Here is a 14890-nt window from a genome sequence, read left to right on the forward strand (position 1 = left end):
GACGATTGTGACGTTGTTTTGACGTCAATTAGGCCCTTTTTTGTCCCGGATTTATCTTGACAACAAACCGTTTTTAAGAATGCCAAGCAAAAGATAGATCACCTAATCTGCAATTTTCAATATTGACATTCGCACTAAAAAAGCCAACGATGATGTGCAGTAAACTCTTGGCAAGGCGATGATTTTTGTGGACAGGCACGTTTTTGGAGCAACTTTTTCTTCACTACGTTCAACCAACTTCCGCCGATTTTGGATCGGTCAGTGTATTTCAGTCATGGGGACTTGGATTCAACGAACCACCCAGACATGGCTGGTTTACCAGATGACCAAGTCCGCCTTTCTGGTTGGCTTACTGGCAGCGGCCCAATTTGTCCCTATTATGGCACTCACTTTAGTCGCGGGTACGCTGATCGACCGCTATCCCAAACGCCAGATCCTTTTGCTGACACAGTTTGGTTTTTTGGTGCTGGGTGCTATCATGACGACTCTGACTTTTTTAAAAATCATTCAATACTGGCAGATTTTGGCGATCGCTTTAGGCTACGGAATTCTTCAGAGTTTTGACACGCCCACTAGGCAATCATATGTCATCGAACTTGTCGGCAGAAAAGATCTCATGAACGGCATCTCGCTGAATTCGTCTATTTTCAATCTGGCCAAAATTGCCGGTCCGTCTCTGGCGGGGATCCTCATGGTGACCATCGGCGTTGCGCCGTGTTTTCTGATCGACACCTTAAGCTATATTGCGATTATTATTGGCTTGTTCATGATTCACCAGGAGCACCCGGTTGCCCGGCACACACCGCGACATATTCTTGCTGATGTCAAAGAGGGCCTTGTTTATATTGTGCATCATGACAATGTCAAACTGAGCGCCGAACTCATGCTGATTATTTGCACGTTAAATTTCAACAATAACGTCATCATCCCCATTTATGCCCAGGAAGTTCTGGGCCGCGGTGCCCAAGGCTATGCCAACCTGTTGTCGGCCACTGGTATTGGTTCACTCATTGCAGCATTTCTCATGAGTTACCTCGCCCGATTCGGTCTTCGTCGCGATTTATATCTGTTAGTCGCACTAGGAACAGCTTTGATCCAAACGTTGATGATTTTTATCCACGTTTACTGGTTAGCCATGATTTTTATGATCGTCATTGGCTTTTGCAATATGGTTTTTCTGAATCAGTCCAATGCGGCGTTTCAGTTTTCGATTCCCAACGAGCTGCGCGGTCGCATCATGAGTGTCTATGTTTTACTCAACCAAGGCTCAACGCCAATTGGCAGTTTGTATGTCGGAGGCCTCATGGACGTTGCCGGTGGCTTATGGGGATTTCCTTCCTGCGGCTTGTTGGCACTGTTGTTACTCATTCCAACCTTGTTCGGCCATCGTGGGACCGTTAAACGCTGGTTGCACGCCAAAACCGCCGACTGATGCTGAATATATAAAAAGCAAATGAGCTTCCATCGTGCGGGAGCTCATTTACTTTTAAAAACGCCACTTGATGACGACATATTTATTGGTAAAACAATACGCTAATCTTCACGCACCTGGCCATTGCCCAGCACCTGATACTTAATCGTCGTCAACGCGGCCAAGCCCATCGGTCCGCGGGCGTGCAGCTTTTGGGTGCTGATGCCGATTTCGGCACCGAAACCGAACTCAAAGCCATCCGTGAACCGCGTTGAAGCATTCACATACACCACCGCAGCATCAACCTGTTGGAGAAATTGCTGACTGTTTTGATAATTATCCGTGATGATGGCTTCGCTGTGCTTCGTGTTGTGCGCGTTGATATGCGCGATGGCCGCTTCTTCGGAATCCACGACTCTGACTGCCATGATGAGGTCGTTATACTCCGTGTCCCAATCTTCGTCTGTTGCCGCGTGCATGCTTGGCACGATGGCGCGCGCTCGCTGATCGCCGCGCAGTTCAACGCCGTGTTCCTGCAACGCTTTGGCAATCACCGGTAGCTGCTCGTCAGCCACATCCGCATGAATCAAGAGCTTTTCGGCAGCATTGCAGACAGATGGCCGCTGAACCTTGGCGTTGACCACAATCGCCACTGCCATGTCCAGCTGTGCTTGGGCATCAACATAAATGTGGCAATTGCCAGCACCCGTCTCAATCACCGGAACCGTTGCCTGCTCCACAACCGCTTTAATCAGGCCGCGCCCGCCTCGCGGAATCAACACATCGAGGTAATCGTTGAGATGCATTAATTGATTGGCTACTTCATGCCGCGTATCCGTTACCAACTGAACTGCATCCCTCGGCAACCCGTGCGCCGCCAACGCGTCTTGCAAAACCGTTGCTAATGCCATATTGCTATGCAAGGCTTCCTTACCGCCACGTAAAATGACCGCATTGCCACTTTTAAATGTCAACGCCGCAGCATCAACCGTCACGTTCGGCCGCGCTTCATAAATCATGCCGACAACGCCCAAAGGTACTCGCTTCTGGGCAATAGTCAGCCCAGCATGATTCACCCAAGCACGATCCGTTTGGGCAGTAGGGTCGTCCAGAACCGCCACCTGCCGCACGCCCGCCGCCATGTCGGCAATCCGTGCTTCCGTCAACACCAGCCGATCCTTGAATTTGCTCGGCATCGTGCTGGCAGCTTTCAGATCTGCTTGATTAGCTGCCAAAATCGTTTCCGTTTGCGTCTCCAGCGCATCAGCCATCGCCAGTAAGCCGGCATTTTTCTGTGCCGTGGTTAATTGGCCAAGAATAGCCGCGGCCGCCTTAGCCGCTTTGCCCATTTGTTCAAGATCGATCGTCGTTGTATCCATTTAAAACGTCCCCTTTGCCGTTTATGAGCCGCAGTGGCTGACAAAATGGCTGACTTTTTCATCACGTCATCTTATATGTGCGCTTTTAAATTCAACTATTTGAAGCTTGGTTATCAGGTGACACTTGCTCCAAAACGTTGCCAAACCAAGTTCCGACTGGCTCACCAGCGACGATGCGCAGGATGATCCGCGGATCACGGCCGCTTGCCAGCACCATCTGTTTGCCGGCACGCATCATCGTTTGCGCGGCTTTTAGTTTGGTCACCATTCCGCCGGTTCCAAAACGCGTTGAACTGCCACCGGCGCCAGCTAAAACCTTGGCAGACAAATGGGTGATTTCCGGAATCAACGCCGCATCCGGATGCCGGTTAGGATCCTGATCATAAAGCCCGTCAATGTCGGAAAGTACCATCAGCAAATCCGCATCAATCTGCTTTGCGACCAAGGCCGAGAGCTGATCGTTATCGCCAAAGGTTGTCCGATGATCCAACTCGTCCACGGCCACACTATCATTCTCGTTAATGATCGGAATGACCTGCTGGGCAAGTAAGGCATCAATCGTATCAAGCACATGCTGGCGCGTTTGCGGATAATCAAACACATCATGTGTCAGCAACAACTGACCAATTTTGGCGCCGTAATCACTAAACCGTTGCGTATACAAGGTCATCAGCTCTGACTGGCCGATTGCCGCAAGTGCCTGTTGATGGGCGATCGTGGCAGGGCGCGTACTCACCCCAAGCTTCGCCATCCCGACCCCAATCGCCCCAGAAGTGACCAAAACCAATTCATAGCCTTGATTATTCAACGCAGTTAAGGCATACGCCAGCCGATCAATCGTCTGTAAGTTCACCTTGCCATTTTGGTGAATCAAACTGCTTGTCCCGATTTTGACCACAATCCGTTTACAATGCATTGCCCGTTTTACCATCGTTACCTCCGCACGCTACAACTTTCTCAGCATTCAAAAAAGCACCGTTTTAATCGAGACACCCGTTAAGGCGGTACCATTCTCGTTCAAAGCAGTGCTTTGCGCTTTTTCATGATTTAATTAGTTTGACACTAAACCCCAAGCTTGGATTCGCGAACCATTCAGAACTTTCAGCTAGTGTTCTGATCTCTGTGAGTCGCTACTTTGACTTGATGAAGTGAATTGTATGCGGCGGGAGGGTAAAAGTCAAGCGTGCCGTTTCCTCATTTTTTGACATAACGGCACTTACTGTCGTGTCACCGGCACGCGCAATGCATAAATTCGCGGTAATGAGTTGCGGCCACGCACCGGTTGGCCATTGACTGTTAACGCCCCCTGCTTCACGGATACTTTTACTGGTGAAGGTAGTCTCACTGCATAACGCTCCGGTAGTTTTAGTCTTTCAACGTAAAACCTACCATCATTCAGCTTCCGGGTAATACCGACAACACCTAATTGATCAGCCTGAGCTAGGTAAACTCCATTAGCCGTCAGCGGGTTGCCGACAAGCTGCCAATCGCCGTTTTTCATTCGGTACTGTTTGCGTCCTTTAATGTCGAAGCGGTAAAAAGCAAAAATTCCGCCGGCAAGCGGTCGCTGACACCCATCCGGAAAAACCGCCATTTGTTGGAATAGCGGCACCGACTTTTGCGACTGCTGCGCCACAACTGTTTGCTGTGCTGTGAGTGAGATTGGTTTGGTCTTGACGCCACCGCCTTGTAACCCCACGACGGCTAAAATGGCTGCCCCCGCAATCAAAATTTTAATGATGATGTGTTTCCCCCGCATTTCCCCGTCTCCATGTATTAATTTTTAAATATATTAACAATAAGTTTATCAGTTTGACTAGATGATTTGCTAACAATACACGTGTTATTAAAAATGAGTCTAAAACTCACAAAATACTGCAGCGCTGTAATTTCAAAACAGGCAGAATTACGCTACCAGAACCTCTTTCCCCCGAATTCGTCATCTTTTAACGACATAAAAAAATCCCAATCCGTCAATGCGCTTATGGCAAAGATGGATCAGGATTAAAATATGCTGTTTATTTATAAACCGCGCATTTTAGAATCAAGTTAGCCACTGTCTCAAAATTTTTTGGACAATAAAAAACATCAAGAACAGATATCCTGTATCATTGAAGTTCCTACACAAACAATGGAAGAGGATATTGTCTTGATGCAGAAACAGGATAGCACACACCGCCAAAAAGGTCAGCACTTAACATCACTCGAGCGCGGAAAAGTGGCCGGATTCCGCCAAGCTGGGAAGTCCAATCGTTGGATTGCTGCTGAAATTGGCGTCTGCCCGCAGACCATTAATAATGAAATCAAGCGAGGTACAGTAGATCAGGTCAAGAAGAGTAATGGCAAGCGCGTCTACCATCGACAATACCTGCCAGAGGCTGCTCAGGCACGTTACGAGACTGCACGCTTGAGCTGCCATCGTCCTGACAAGTTCGCCAGCGTACAGGTCTTCTTAGCCTGGTACGTACAGCGAGCTAAGCAGGACAAATGGTCGCCGGATGCTTCAATCGGCTATGCCAAGCGACACAAGCTGTTTACTCCTGAAGAGCTTGTTTGTGCCTCGACTTTGTACCAGTACATTGACGACCAACGCCTAGAGATTCGAAATATCGACCTGTTGGAGAAGACTAAGCGGAAGACCTCTCACCAGCACCACACCAAGGCTAAGCGCCTGGCTGGCCGCAGTATCGAGGAACGGCCTAAGGTCGTTGAACGACGCAGGCAGTTCGGTCACTGGGAGATGGATACCATTGTCGGTAAACGCAATGGCAAGGAGAGCGTCATCTTGACTCTGATTGAGCGCAAGACCCGTTGCCAACTTCTCCGCTTGATCGAAGGACGAGATGCAGACTCTGTGAGCTATGCATTGCGTGGAATCAAGCGCGAATGGGGAGCTTGCATCAAGACCATCACAGCCGACAACGGACCCGAGTTCACCGCCTTAAATACTGCTTTTGCTGGGACGGAAACTGAGATCTTCTACGCCCATCCTTACACGTCCTGCGACCGTGGCACCAACGAGGCACATAACCGGATGATCCGCCAGGACTTCCCTAAGGGCATGTCCCTAGATGACATTAGCCCTAGTCAAGTGCAGGCCACGCAAGACCGCTTGAATCAGTTGCCTCGCAAACAACAGGGCTACTGCACACCCCAGCAAAACTTTGAGGCCGAAGCTCGGCGCGTTCGCCGCATGGCCCAGTAGTCTCTCTAGCGCCACAACTTCTATTTGATAACGGCCTGTTCTGGGATTGTCCTCAACGACTGGCTAACTTGTTCTTGCAATTTACGTTTATTTATAAACTGCGACTAGGCGCGGACAATTTTACCAACCGCAATTGGCAGGGTCACGTGCGCATCGTAGTTCATGACCGTGCCCTTGACCGTATCAGGCAACTTCAGTGAATCCGGAACACCGTGAATATAAATCACACGTTTGTCGAGTTGCAAATCTTCGCTGCCAAATGCGGCTTTGAAAGCCTGTTGGAGTTCCTTCAAATCAACGAGCTTCTCATAGGCGTAATGCCCTTCCGCATCAGCAACCGGATAACTGTCATTTGGCACATGCATCTTGGCAGGCTCGGCATCAAACGGCACCATGGTCGTACCGGAAACTGGCTCTGTTTCTGGCAAATCAACGAAACCATCACCGTTAGCATCTTGCGCCGCCGTGGCAATTTCTGCCGGCTTCCCATCAGGAAAACCATGGAAGTGTTCCCAATGCTGGACGTTTGCCGGTGTATCAAACATCTCAATATGGATACGCAGTTGCGCACCATCAACCGTAAATTCAGCGGTGCCATGCGGCTTTGTACCGATTTTCTCTGCATTCAACGGTACAATCTCTGCCGTGTATTTCTCAGCCATATAAATCAGCTCCTGTTATGATTTTTGGAACACCCTTAGAATAACGTTTATTTTTTAATTGCTCAAATTTTAAAAGAAAATTTTTAAAGGCAGGTGCTCGTGGTATTCGTTTTGGACAACTAATTCAGCTGAAAATACTTTAGCCATGCGTTCTTGCCCATAAGTGGGTATACTGATTTTAAATTTACTCGCGACTGAACGAGGGGGGAGTCCAATGTTAGTTCACAAACCGAAATACTTTTTCTGGAAGGCAATTGGTGTTTGGCTGATAACGCTTGGTGTTATCACCTTAATCGATATTCTGGATGAACGGGCCAAGGTAGCTTATTTGCTTCAACCTATACTCCATGGAATAATCTTGTTCAGCCTTTCGTTGCTGGCCAACTGGTTATTGATCCATCAATAGGTCGGCTGGAAACCTGAGGTAACAATCCTCAAAGCTTTATTACTGGGCATTCCAATCTATCTCTTTGTTGGTTTTGGCTTATACACAGGGTCACAGCAGTTTCATCTGGACTACAATTGGCAAGCTGCCATTGCCGTAGGATTCGCTGCGGGCCTCTTTGAAGAATACTTTTGTCGCGGCTTACTCTTAGGGCTTTTATTGAAAGCCTTTAGTCGGCATTCCAAAACTTCTCAAATATGGTTGGCTGTTTTTGTCTCAAGTTTATTGTTTGGCTTGTCGCACGTCTTAAATCTTACCCACCAGTCAATGAGCGATACAATTCTGGAAATAATTTCCGCAAGCGTGGGCGGTGTGTTTTATGGCGCAGTTTATTTGCGAACCGGTACCATCTTGATGGCAATGTTGGTTCACGGACTATGGGATTTTATCGTAACACTTATAGTCAGTGGTCAAATAAACACCACTCAAACGGCTGAAGGGACGGCCAGGTCCATTCTGCTTTCATTAATTGTTCTTCTGATCAGTATTTTTTATCTACGAAAATCCAAGATACGCACCATTCAACTTGAAAAACTGACATAGCTTTACTTTTTTACCGCTTTGCAACCTCCAACAACCGTTCCCGCAGTGCCGGATCGGCCGCATATAGGTACAAGCCATGCTTTGCCCTTTTCAGCAAAATGTTAATGGCATTCATCATGATCGCGGCTTTGGCGTCCTGCGTGTCTGCCAGATCCGGCCGTTTTTTGAAGGCTTCTTTGTCTTGGTACTGTGCCAAGTTGACGGCCAGGCGATCGCGTTGCTTATCGTAGCCGAGACTTGGTCCCAAAATCACGCCAGCATAATTTAAGTCAAACCCCTGTATGGTATAAATCGAGCCAACCTCATGAAGTGTTTCGGGCCGCTGCGCCCATGGCCGGTCGGTAAAGTTGATTTTGTCCCATGGCAGACGCAAGGATCCGGCAGTGACATACCAGGTTTTGTTGTCCAATACCGTAAACGGATAGTCCGCGGTCGCGATCATGCGCGACAATCCCACCGCGGCATCGCGTTGCTGAATCAGTTGATACATTGGCTGGCCATCCGCGAAAATCCGGAAGTCAAAAGTTGCCGGTTGCGGAAGTGGCGCGATCCGGCCACGAACAAAATGATCAATCCAACGATTCACCGCCGCATCCCCTACCCGCATCTGCTCGGTTAGCCGATAATGTGTCACGGGATAATCGCGCGTAATTCGTTTGAGCAGCGCTGGGGTCCAAAAGCTTTTGAGTTTTACCAGTTGATGAAAATCAAAGACCAGCACCACCAGTTTCGCCAAGTGCAGGATATCTGTCAACTGATTGGTGTCCCGAAAATTGTTATATGGATCTGGCGCGGTTAAAAGTAAGTGGCCTTCGTCAATAAATACCACATCAGCCTTTTTGCCCGCTTTTCGATAAGCGTTGATAAAAGGCGTGGGCTTCATAAAGTCCTTTTTATGGAAATAGGCTTTGGTCCCGGCAATTTCTTTGTAAATCTTCAGCATCTCATTGTGATTGACCAACAGCTTATTGTCCGTTCCTGCAAGTGACCCACTATTTGCACGCGCGGCTTGTTGCAACTGGGTAAACGCCGCGTCCAGTACCACACTTTTACCGGATCCCGCGTCGCCTGAAATGATCAGCAGATGTGTCTGGCTTGTTGGATAATTGGTGATAATGAAGTCATGAATGTGTTGCTTCAAGGCAGCCTGTGCTGAAGTCAAAGCCGCATCCTGTGGCAAAATAAACGTTGACTGCGCTAAGTCCGGCATATGAGCACCTCCGAAATTAATATAGCATTTTCAAATTAAGTTGCCACACGTCTTCGCCAGTTAGTTAATTGGAATGACTTTTCAAAAAGAACACTAAAAGAAACCTATCTGTAAAGCAAATCACATACTTTATTCATATAAAGCGGTTAAACTATAAGTAATGAGTTTGAACTGTTATTCAAGAACTAGGAGTACTTCATATGTCTTCAATTGCTGATTACCCACAACGCCCGAGTTTGGCGTCATTTCAACAATCTCCATTGACTGAGCTGGACGCTGGTTTATTTGCGCAGCTTGGTTATTTGAATTTTAATTACCTCATTGGCCAGCCATATGCCCGGTTTGCCGATTTAAATGACAGCATGCGGCTGCATAAAGCGACCTTAACTACATGGGCCATCCCAACACACCAAGCCATGCTGCATGCGATGCATCAGAGTAAGCGATTTGCCCGCGTTGCATGGACCAACTGGCTCGAAACCTGCAGCCACCGCAATGAAGAAGATTTTGCGGCCATCACCTTTACGCTGGCACCGGATGTGTATTGCGTTAGTTTCCGCGGCACGACGAATAAACTGGTTGGTTGGAAAGAAGATCTCAATATGAGCTTCATGCCGATCATTCCGGCGCAGCGACGGGCGTTGAGCTATCTGACTAAGCAAATCAGCCGTCATCCTGGCACCTATTATCTGACTGGGCACTCCAAGGGCGGCAGCCTCGCCACGTACGCGTTCGACCATCTGCCAGAACCGCTCGCCGATCAAGTTGCGCATGTTTATAGTTTTGATGGGCCAAGTGGTGTCCCACTCGACCCCAGCCATCGTGACCGCGTGACCAAGCTTGTGCCGCAAAGTTCGCTCATCGGCGTCAGTTTGGATCCGGCAACCAACTTTGAAGTCGTTAAAAGCCGCGTCAAATTATTCGGTCAGCATGATGTGCTCACCTGGAGCATTGCAGACGATACCTTCACGCACTTGCCGACAACGACTTGGGTTTCGCGCTATTTTCAAAAAACCTTCGCCTGTGGTTAGCCGGCCTTGATGCTAAGGCAACTGCCATCACTGTCGACGCTTTGTACCGAATCCTGCGCAGCGGCAATGCCATTACACTTGATGATCTGGCAAAAACCAAAAATCACTGGCGCCACTATTTCCATGCCTTCCGTAGTTTGGACAAACATCATCGCAAACAGCTAGGCCGTTCATTCCGCGGTCTGCTCGGCGCAATGGCGGGATCGTTGGTGCAAACCCATTAAAAGTAGCAAATGGGTATGATTGTCCCACAAAATGTCTAAGAAAAAACGTTCCGCCAGACAAGCAACCGTCTTGCGGAACGTTTTTGTTTGTGTTGACATTTTTGGGACATGTGCGACTATCGACCGCTCATAAAAATCACACAAACCGCATCACACCAGTACTCTATGATTCTTAGACCCGTGCTGAGCAAAAAAGACTTGTGCAAAATCAAAAATGCTTTGACAATGTTCTCAAGGGGGTAAAGGTATGCAGTTCAGTGACAAACTCAAAATGGCACGCCAACAGCAGCACTATACGCAGACACAAGTCGCCGAACAATTACACGTGTCACCGAAAACCATTTCCAGTTGGGAGAACGCTCGCAGTTTTCCTGACATTAGCACACTCGTCAAAATCAGCGACTTCTATGATATCTCATTGGATCGCTTACTAAGGGAGGATCAGACCATGATGGAACACTATGAAGCTATCGACAAACAAACAATACGCGACAAACGGATTTTTCAGGTCACTTATTTCTTTAATCTTGTGCTTATTTTTGGGTTTGTGATTGTTCGTATACTCAGCTACACCCCACCCATTTTGCAGCAAATTGGCGGTTGGTTAATGTTGGCATTCTTCGTCAATCTGATTGTCTTGGCGACACATTATCCGGACTATCGGCTATGGACCCGCTCATGGCCACGGAGAATCTTGTTAATCGTTCTCACTATTGGCTTTGCGACAATCTTCTTCCTTATTAACCAGGAACCGATAACTATTCCCGCGGGAGACAGTTACTACCAAAACGGTTACGCGGCTGGCGCACAGCTTCGCATGGTAACGTTTCCTATCATCCAAACCTTGAGTACCATTTTTGCTGTCTTTGGTTTTGAAAGTGTTTTAGATAAGAACTAACTTTTAATCATAACCGTTTTGTTCGCTGCGCTGACCTTCAAGTTCGGTGTTTGACCGAGTTTTTGTTACTTCTCGATTTTAGAAGCCAACACAAACCATACCGTATCAACAACCCTACGACCCTTATACGCCCTAACTTGCAAAAATACTGTACATTTTTAGCTATACCTTAGCAATAAAACAGGTGGTGAAAAACTTGCAACTTAGCGACAAGCTGAAACTAGTACGACAGCAACAGCACTACACGCAGACACAAGTCACCGAGCAATTACACGTGTCACCAAAAACCATTTCCAGTTGGGAGAACGCGCGCAGTTTTCCTGACATCGGCACACTTGTCAAAATCAGCGATCTCTATGACATCTCATTGGATCGTCTATTACGGGAGGATCGAACCATGATGGATCATTATGAAGCTATCGACAAACATGCATTACGCGATAAGCGGATTTTTCAGGTCACTTACTTCGTTAACCTTATACTTCTTTTAGGTATCGTGAGTTTGAAAATGCTCACTGTTATGCTGCCTTGGGTGCGTCAATATACTATTGGGTTAAGCTTGATATTCATTGTGAACCTGATTGTATTAGCAACGCACTATCCTGTTTATCATCAGTGGGTTCGTTCACGACCGAGACTAGCCTTATTCCTCATACTTCTTGTGGGACTCACGACCGCCTTAATTTTTATTGGCTTATATGAACCAATTATAGTCCCCGGTGGCAATAACGCGTATGCTCAGGAAGCTTATATAGCCGGTTCAAAGATGGGCATTGTTTTACGCGGCATGGCAGTAACTTTCAGTACCATCTTCATCGTCTTCGGTTCTGAAGAGACCTTGGACAAAAATTAGTCTTTTATTCATAGCATACTTGGCGCACAAAAATCACAATTCTGTTTCTTGCTTGGTCTTGAACCAAGCTTTTTTAGTTGATTATCAATTGAGATGCTTTTTTGATGGGTGGCTCATAATCCGCGCCACACCAACAACTCTACGATTCTTAGAGTCACTATTTTGCAAAAAGACTTGTACATTTTTAGTCACACCTTAACAATAGCAACAGGTGGTGAAGAATATGCAGCTTAGCGACAAGCTGAAATTGGCTCGGCAACAACAGCACTTGACCCAAACACAAGTTGCCAAGCAACTACATGTTTCAGCAAAAACAATTTCCAGCTGGGAGAATGCGCGTAGCTTCCCCGACGTCGGAACTTTGGTCAGTATCAGCGACTTTTATAACATTTCTTTAGATCAATTACTTAGGGAGGACCGTACAATGATGGAGCATTACGAAACAATCAGCAAACAGGCACAAAGAGACAAATGGTATTTCAAAATTACATATTATCTAAATGTCATCTTTGTTTTAAGCACCTTGGCTTTAAAAACCGTTCCGAATAACCTAGAGACTGTATCAAGGTGGGTTCTACTCGCATCAATTATCAATTTAATGGTCTTAGCGACCCACTATCCAAACTACCACGCTTGGATCGAAGGCAAAAGTCATAGAATGTTGTTGGGAATCTTCCTCGCATTGGGCATCATTTCTTTAACGCGCATTTTAGAATCAAGTTAGCCACTGTCTCAAAATTTTTTGGACAATAAAAAACATCAAGAACAGATATCCTGTATCATTGAAGTTCCTACACAAACAATGGAAGAGGATATTGTCTTGATGCAGAAACAGGATAGCACACACCGCCAAAAAGGTCAGCACTTAACATCACTCGAGCGCGGAAAAGTGGCCGGATTCCGCCAAGCTGGGAAGTCCAATCGTTGGATTGCTGCTGAAATTGGCGTCTGCCCGCAGACCATTAATAATGAAATCAAGCGAGGTACAGTAGATCAGGTCAAGAAGAGTAATGGCAAGCGCGTCTACCATCGACAATACCTGCCAGAGGCTGCTCAGGCACGTTACGAGACTGCACGCTTGAGCTGCCATCGTCCTGACAAGTTCGCCAGCGTACAGGTCTTCTTAGCCTGGTACGTACAGCGAGCTAAGCAGGACAAATGGTCGCCGGATGCTTCAATCGGCTATGCCAAGCGACACAAGCTGTTTACTCCTGAAGAGCTTGTTTGTGCCTCGACTTTGTACCAGTACATTGACGACCAACGCCTAGAGATTCGAAATATCGACCTGTTGGAGAAGACTAAGCGGAAGACCTCTCACCAGCACCACACCAAGGCTAAGCGCCTGGCTGGCCGCAGTATCGAGGAACGGCCTAAGGTCGTTGAACGATGCAGGCAGTTCGGTCACTGGGAGATGGATACCATTGTCGGTAAACGCAATGGCAAGGAGAGCGTCATCTTGACTCTGATTGAGCGCAAGACCCGTTGCCAACTTCTCCGCTTGATCGAAGGACGAGATGCAGACTCTGTGAGCTATGCATTGCGTGGAATCAAGCGCGAATGGGGAGCTTGCATCAAGACCATCACAGCCGACAACGGACCCGAGTTCACCGCCTTAAATACTGCTTTTGCTGGGACGGAAACTGAGATCTTCTACGCCCATCCTTACACGTCCTGCGACCGTGGCACCAACGAGGCACATAACCGGATGATCCGCCAGGACTTCCCTAAGGGCATGTCCCTAGATGACATTAGCCCTAGTCAAGTGCAGGCCACGCAAGACCGCTTGAATCAGTTGCCTCGCAAACAACAGGGCTACTGCACACCCCAGCAAAACTTTGAGGCCGAAGCTCGGCGCGTTCGCCGCATGGCCCAGTAGTCTCTCTAGCGCCACAACTTCTATTTGATAACGGCCTGTTCTGGGATTGTCCTCAACGACTGGCTAACTTGTTCTTGCAATTTACGAATATCGTTTATTAGGCAAACCGGCTACAAAGTCAGTGAAGTTTCCCTCGGTACTTGGCAACTGGGCGGCAAGTGGGGGGCACCGTTTGATGCCAAAGTTGCCCGCGAAACTTTGGAAGAAGCATACGCTCATGGCGTCAACTTCTTTGATACTGCCGATGGTTATCAAGGCGGTGAAAGCGAAAAAATGGTCGGCGCTTTTGTCAAACAGCATCCCGACGTTCATTTCACGACCAAAATCGGCCGTAAAGAAGAACCGTTGACTGCCGAGCATTTTGATCCTGATCATGTACGCCGCTATGTCGATGAATCATTACAAAATATGGGCTTGGACAGCCTGGATATTGTCTTGTTGCACTGCCCGCCAATGCAGGTCTACTACCAACCCGAGACTTTCTTTGCACTGGATGTCTTGCAAAAAGCCGGCAAGATCAAGCATTACGGTGTCAGCATCGAGCGCGCAGAGGAAGGCATTAAAGCTTTGGACTATGACACGGCTGTCGTTGAAGTGATTTTCAACATGTTCCGTCTGCGCCCTGCCGAAACCTTCTTCCCGCTGGCCAAACAACATGATGTTGGCATTCTCGCTCGCGTCCCATTAGCAAGCGGCTTACTGACCGGCAAGTTCGATGAAAACACCAAATTTGCCCCGACCGATCAACGAGCCAACAATCGTCACGGCGAGCACTTCAGCAAAGGTGAAACTTTCTCCGGCGTTGATTATCTAACCGGCGTTAAAGCTGCCCGCGAACTTAAGGAACGTCTCGGTTCAGATAACCTCGCCGCAACCGCACTTCGGTTTATCCTAATGTATGATGCTGTTTCAGCCGTCATCCCCGGTGCCAGCAACCCTACCCAAATCGAACGCAACACCGATGCTGCGGATGTACCGCCGCTGACGCCTGAACAAATGGCAGTGGTTAAAGATGTGTATGACCGCCTGATCAAAAATCCGGTTGGATACGAATGGTAACAGCTTAATCACTGTTGTCAAAAGCTGCCGCTCACCGATTTATATCGATGTAAGGGTACTTTTACACGCCACCGGAGTGTGATCAAGGCCAGCT

13 protein-coding genes and 2 pseudogenes are annotated in these 14890 nt (G+C 47.8%); 10 read left to right on the forward strand and 5 right to left on the reverse strand.

Annotated elements, in window-relative coordinates:
- Positions 1–187 precede the first annotated feature (187 nt).
- Positions 188–1432: an MFS transporter gene (locus LBCZ_RS10920; protein WP_039639383.1), complete on the forward strand. Its 1245-nt coding sequence runs from the start codon at positions 188–190 to the stop codon at positions 1430–1432.
- A gap of 101 nt (positions 1433–1533) precedes the next feature.
- On the opposite strand, the gene LBCZ_RS10925 is transcribed toward LBCZ_RS10920, so the two are convergent.
- From LBCZ_RS10925 to LBCZ_RS10935, 3 genes are all read right to left on the reverse strand, one after another.
- Positions 1534–2790 carry a glutamate-5-semialdehyde dehydrogenase gene (locus LBCZ_RS10925; RefSeq protein WP_025013317.1) on the reverse strand — a complete coding sequence of 419 codons (1257 nt, stop codon included), beginning with the start codon at positions 2788–2790 and terminating at the stop codon, positions 1534–1536.
- Positions 2791–2881: 91 nt separating this feature from the next.
- A complete protein-coding gene (proB, locus tag LBCZ_RS10930) occupies positions 2882–3721 on the reverse strand; it encodes a glutamate 5-kinase (protein WP_025013318.1) in 840 nt (279 codons plus the stop codon).
- Between the two features lie 285 nt (positions 3722–4006).
- Positions 4007–4549 carry a hypothetical protein gene (locus LBCZ_RS10935; RefSeq protein ID WP_025013319.1) on the reverse strand — a complete coding sequence of 181 codons (543 nt, stop codon included), beginning with the start codon at positions 4547–4549 and terminating at the stop codon, positions 4007–4009.
- Positions 4550–4942: 393 nt separating this feature from the next.
- Between LBCZ_RS10935 and LBCZ_RS10940 the strand changes: the two genes are divergently transcribed.
- A complete protein-coding gene (locus tag LBCZ_RS10940) occupies positions 4943–5995 on the forward strand; it encodes an IS30 family transposase (protein WP_010620018.1) in 1053 nt (350 codons plus the stop codon).
- A 104-nt stretch (positions 5996–6099) separates the two neighbouring features.
- Here the strand turns inward: LBCZ_RS10940 and LBCZ_RS10945 are convergent, their stop codons facing one another.
- Complete coding sequence (locus LBCZ_RS10945) at positions 6100–6657, reverse strand: hypothetical protein (protein WP_010492305.1); 558 nt, start codon at positions 6655–6657, stop codon at positions 6100–6102.
- 214 nt (positions 6658–6871) lie between these two features.
- Here LBCZ_RS10945 and LBCZ_RS15010 point away from each other — a divergent pair, with 214 nt between their 5' ends.
- Together LBCZ_RS15010 and LBCZ_RS16745 are read left to right on the forward strand one after the other, a co-directional pair.
- Positions 6872–7063, forward strand: coding sequence for a hypothetical protein (locus tag LBCZ_RS15010; RefSeq protein ID WP_052253364.1), 192 nt, complete (start codon positions 6872–6874; stop codon positions 7061–7063).
- Positions 7064–7192: 129 nt separating this feature from the next.
- Positions 7193–7645: a CPBP family intramembrane glutamic endopeptidase gene (locus tag LBCZ_RS16745; protein WP_225423322.1), complete on the forward strand. Its 453-nt coding sequence runs from the start codon at positions 7193–7195 to the stop codon at positions 7643–7645.
- A 10-nt stretch (positions 7646–7655) separates the two neighbouring features.
- Here LBCZ_RS16745 and LBCZ_RS10955 read toward each other — a convergent pair whose 3' ends face one another.
- Entirely contained in the window at positions 7656–8855 is a 1200-nt protein-coding gene (locus tag LBCZ_RS10955; protein WP_039639332.1) for a DUF2075 domain-containing protein, read from the reverse strand.
- 200 nt (positions 8856–9055) lie between these two features.
- Here LBCZ_RS10955 and LBCZ_RS10960 point away from each other — a divergent pair.
- The 6 genes and pseudogenes from LBCZ_RS10960 (at position 9056) to LBCZ_RS10985 (ending at position 14796) form a co-directional block, all read left to right on the forward strand.
- Positions 9056–10110: pseudogene (locus tag LBCZ_RS10960) on the forward strand (Mbeg1-like protein).
- A gap of 247 nt (positions 10111–10357) precedes the next feature.
- Positions 10358–11008 (forward strand): helix-turn-helix domain-containing protein, encoded by a 651-nt coding sequence (locus LBCZ_RS10965; RefSeq protein WP_025013859.1) that lies wholly within the window; start codon positions 10358–10360, stop codon positions 11006–11008.
- 196 nt (positions 11009–11204) lie between these two features.
- A complete protein-coding gene (locus tag LBCZ_RS10970; protein ID WP_025013860.1) occupies positions 11205–11861 on the forward strand; it encodes a helix-turn-helix domain-containing protein in 657 nt (218 codons plus the stop codon).
- Between the two features lie 223 nt (positions 11862–12084).
- A pseudogene (locus LBCZ_RS10975) lies at positions 12085–12561 on the forward strand (helix-turn-helix domain-containing protein); the annotation flags it as partial.
- Between the two features lie 123 nt (positions 12562–12684).
- Positions 12685–13737, forward strand: coding sequence for an IS30 family transposase (locus tag LBCZ_RS14460; protein WP_039639765.1), 1053 nt, complete (start codon positions 12685–12687; stop codon positions 13735–13737).
- An 87-nt stretch (positions 13738–13824) separates the two neighbouring features.
- Positions 13825–14796 (forward strand): aldo/keto reductase, encoded by a 972-nt coding sequence (locus LBCZ_RS10985; RefSeq protein ID WP_039640087.1) that lies wholly within the window; start codon positions 13825–13827, stop codon positions 14794–14796.
- Positions 14797–14890: the final 94 nt, after the last annotated feature.

This window comes from Lacticaseibacillus casei DSM 20011 = JCM 1134 = ATCC 393, from assembly GCF_000829055.1.
Lineage (GTDB): Bacteria > Bacillota > Bacilli > Lactobacillales > Lactobacillaceae > Lacticaseibacillus > Lacticaseibacillus casei.

Coding starts and splice junctions, on each gene's coding strand:
- LBCZ_RS10935 (WP_025013319.1), bottom strand. CDS start 4,549: ATGCGGGGGAAACACATCATCATTAAAATTTTGATTGCGGGGGCAGCC.
- LBCZ_RS15010 (WP_052253364.1), top strand. CDS start 6,872: ATGTTAGTTCACAAACCGAAATACTTTTTCTGGAAGGCAATTGGTGTT.
- LBCZ_RS10925 (WP_025013317.1), bottom strand. CDS start 2,790: ATGGATACAACGACGATCGATCTTGAACAAATGGGCAAAGCGGCTAAG.
- LBCZ_RS14460 (WP_039639765.1), top strand. CDS start 12,685: ATGCAGAAACAGGATAGCACACACCGCCAAAAAGGTCAGCACTTAACA.
- LBCZ_RS10965 (WP_025013859.1), top strand. CDS start 10,358: ATGCAGTTCAGTGACAAACTCAAAATGGCACGCCAACAGCAGCACTAT.
- proB (WP_025013318.1), bottom strand. CDS start 3,721: ATGGTAAAACGGGCAATGCATTGTAAACGGATTGTGGTCAAAATCGGG.
- LBCZ_RS10940 (WP_010620018.1), top strand. CDS start 4,943: ATGCAGAAACAGGATAGCACACACCGCCAAAAAGGTCAGCACTTAACA.
- LBCZ_RS10945 (WP_010492305.1), bottom strand. CDS start 6,657: ATGGCTGAGAAATACACGGCAGAGATTGTACCGTTGAATGCAGAGAAA.
- LBCZ_RS10955 (WP_039639332.1), bottom strand. CDS start 8,855: ATGCCGGACTTAGCGCAGTCAACGTTTATTTTGCCACAGGATGCGGCT.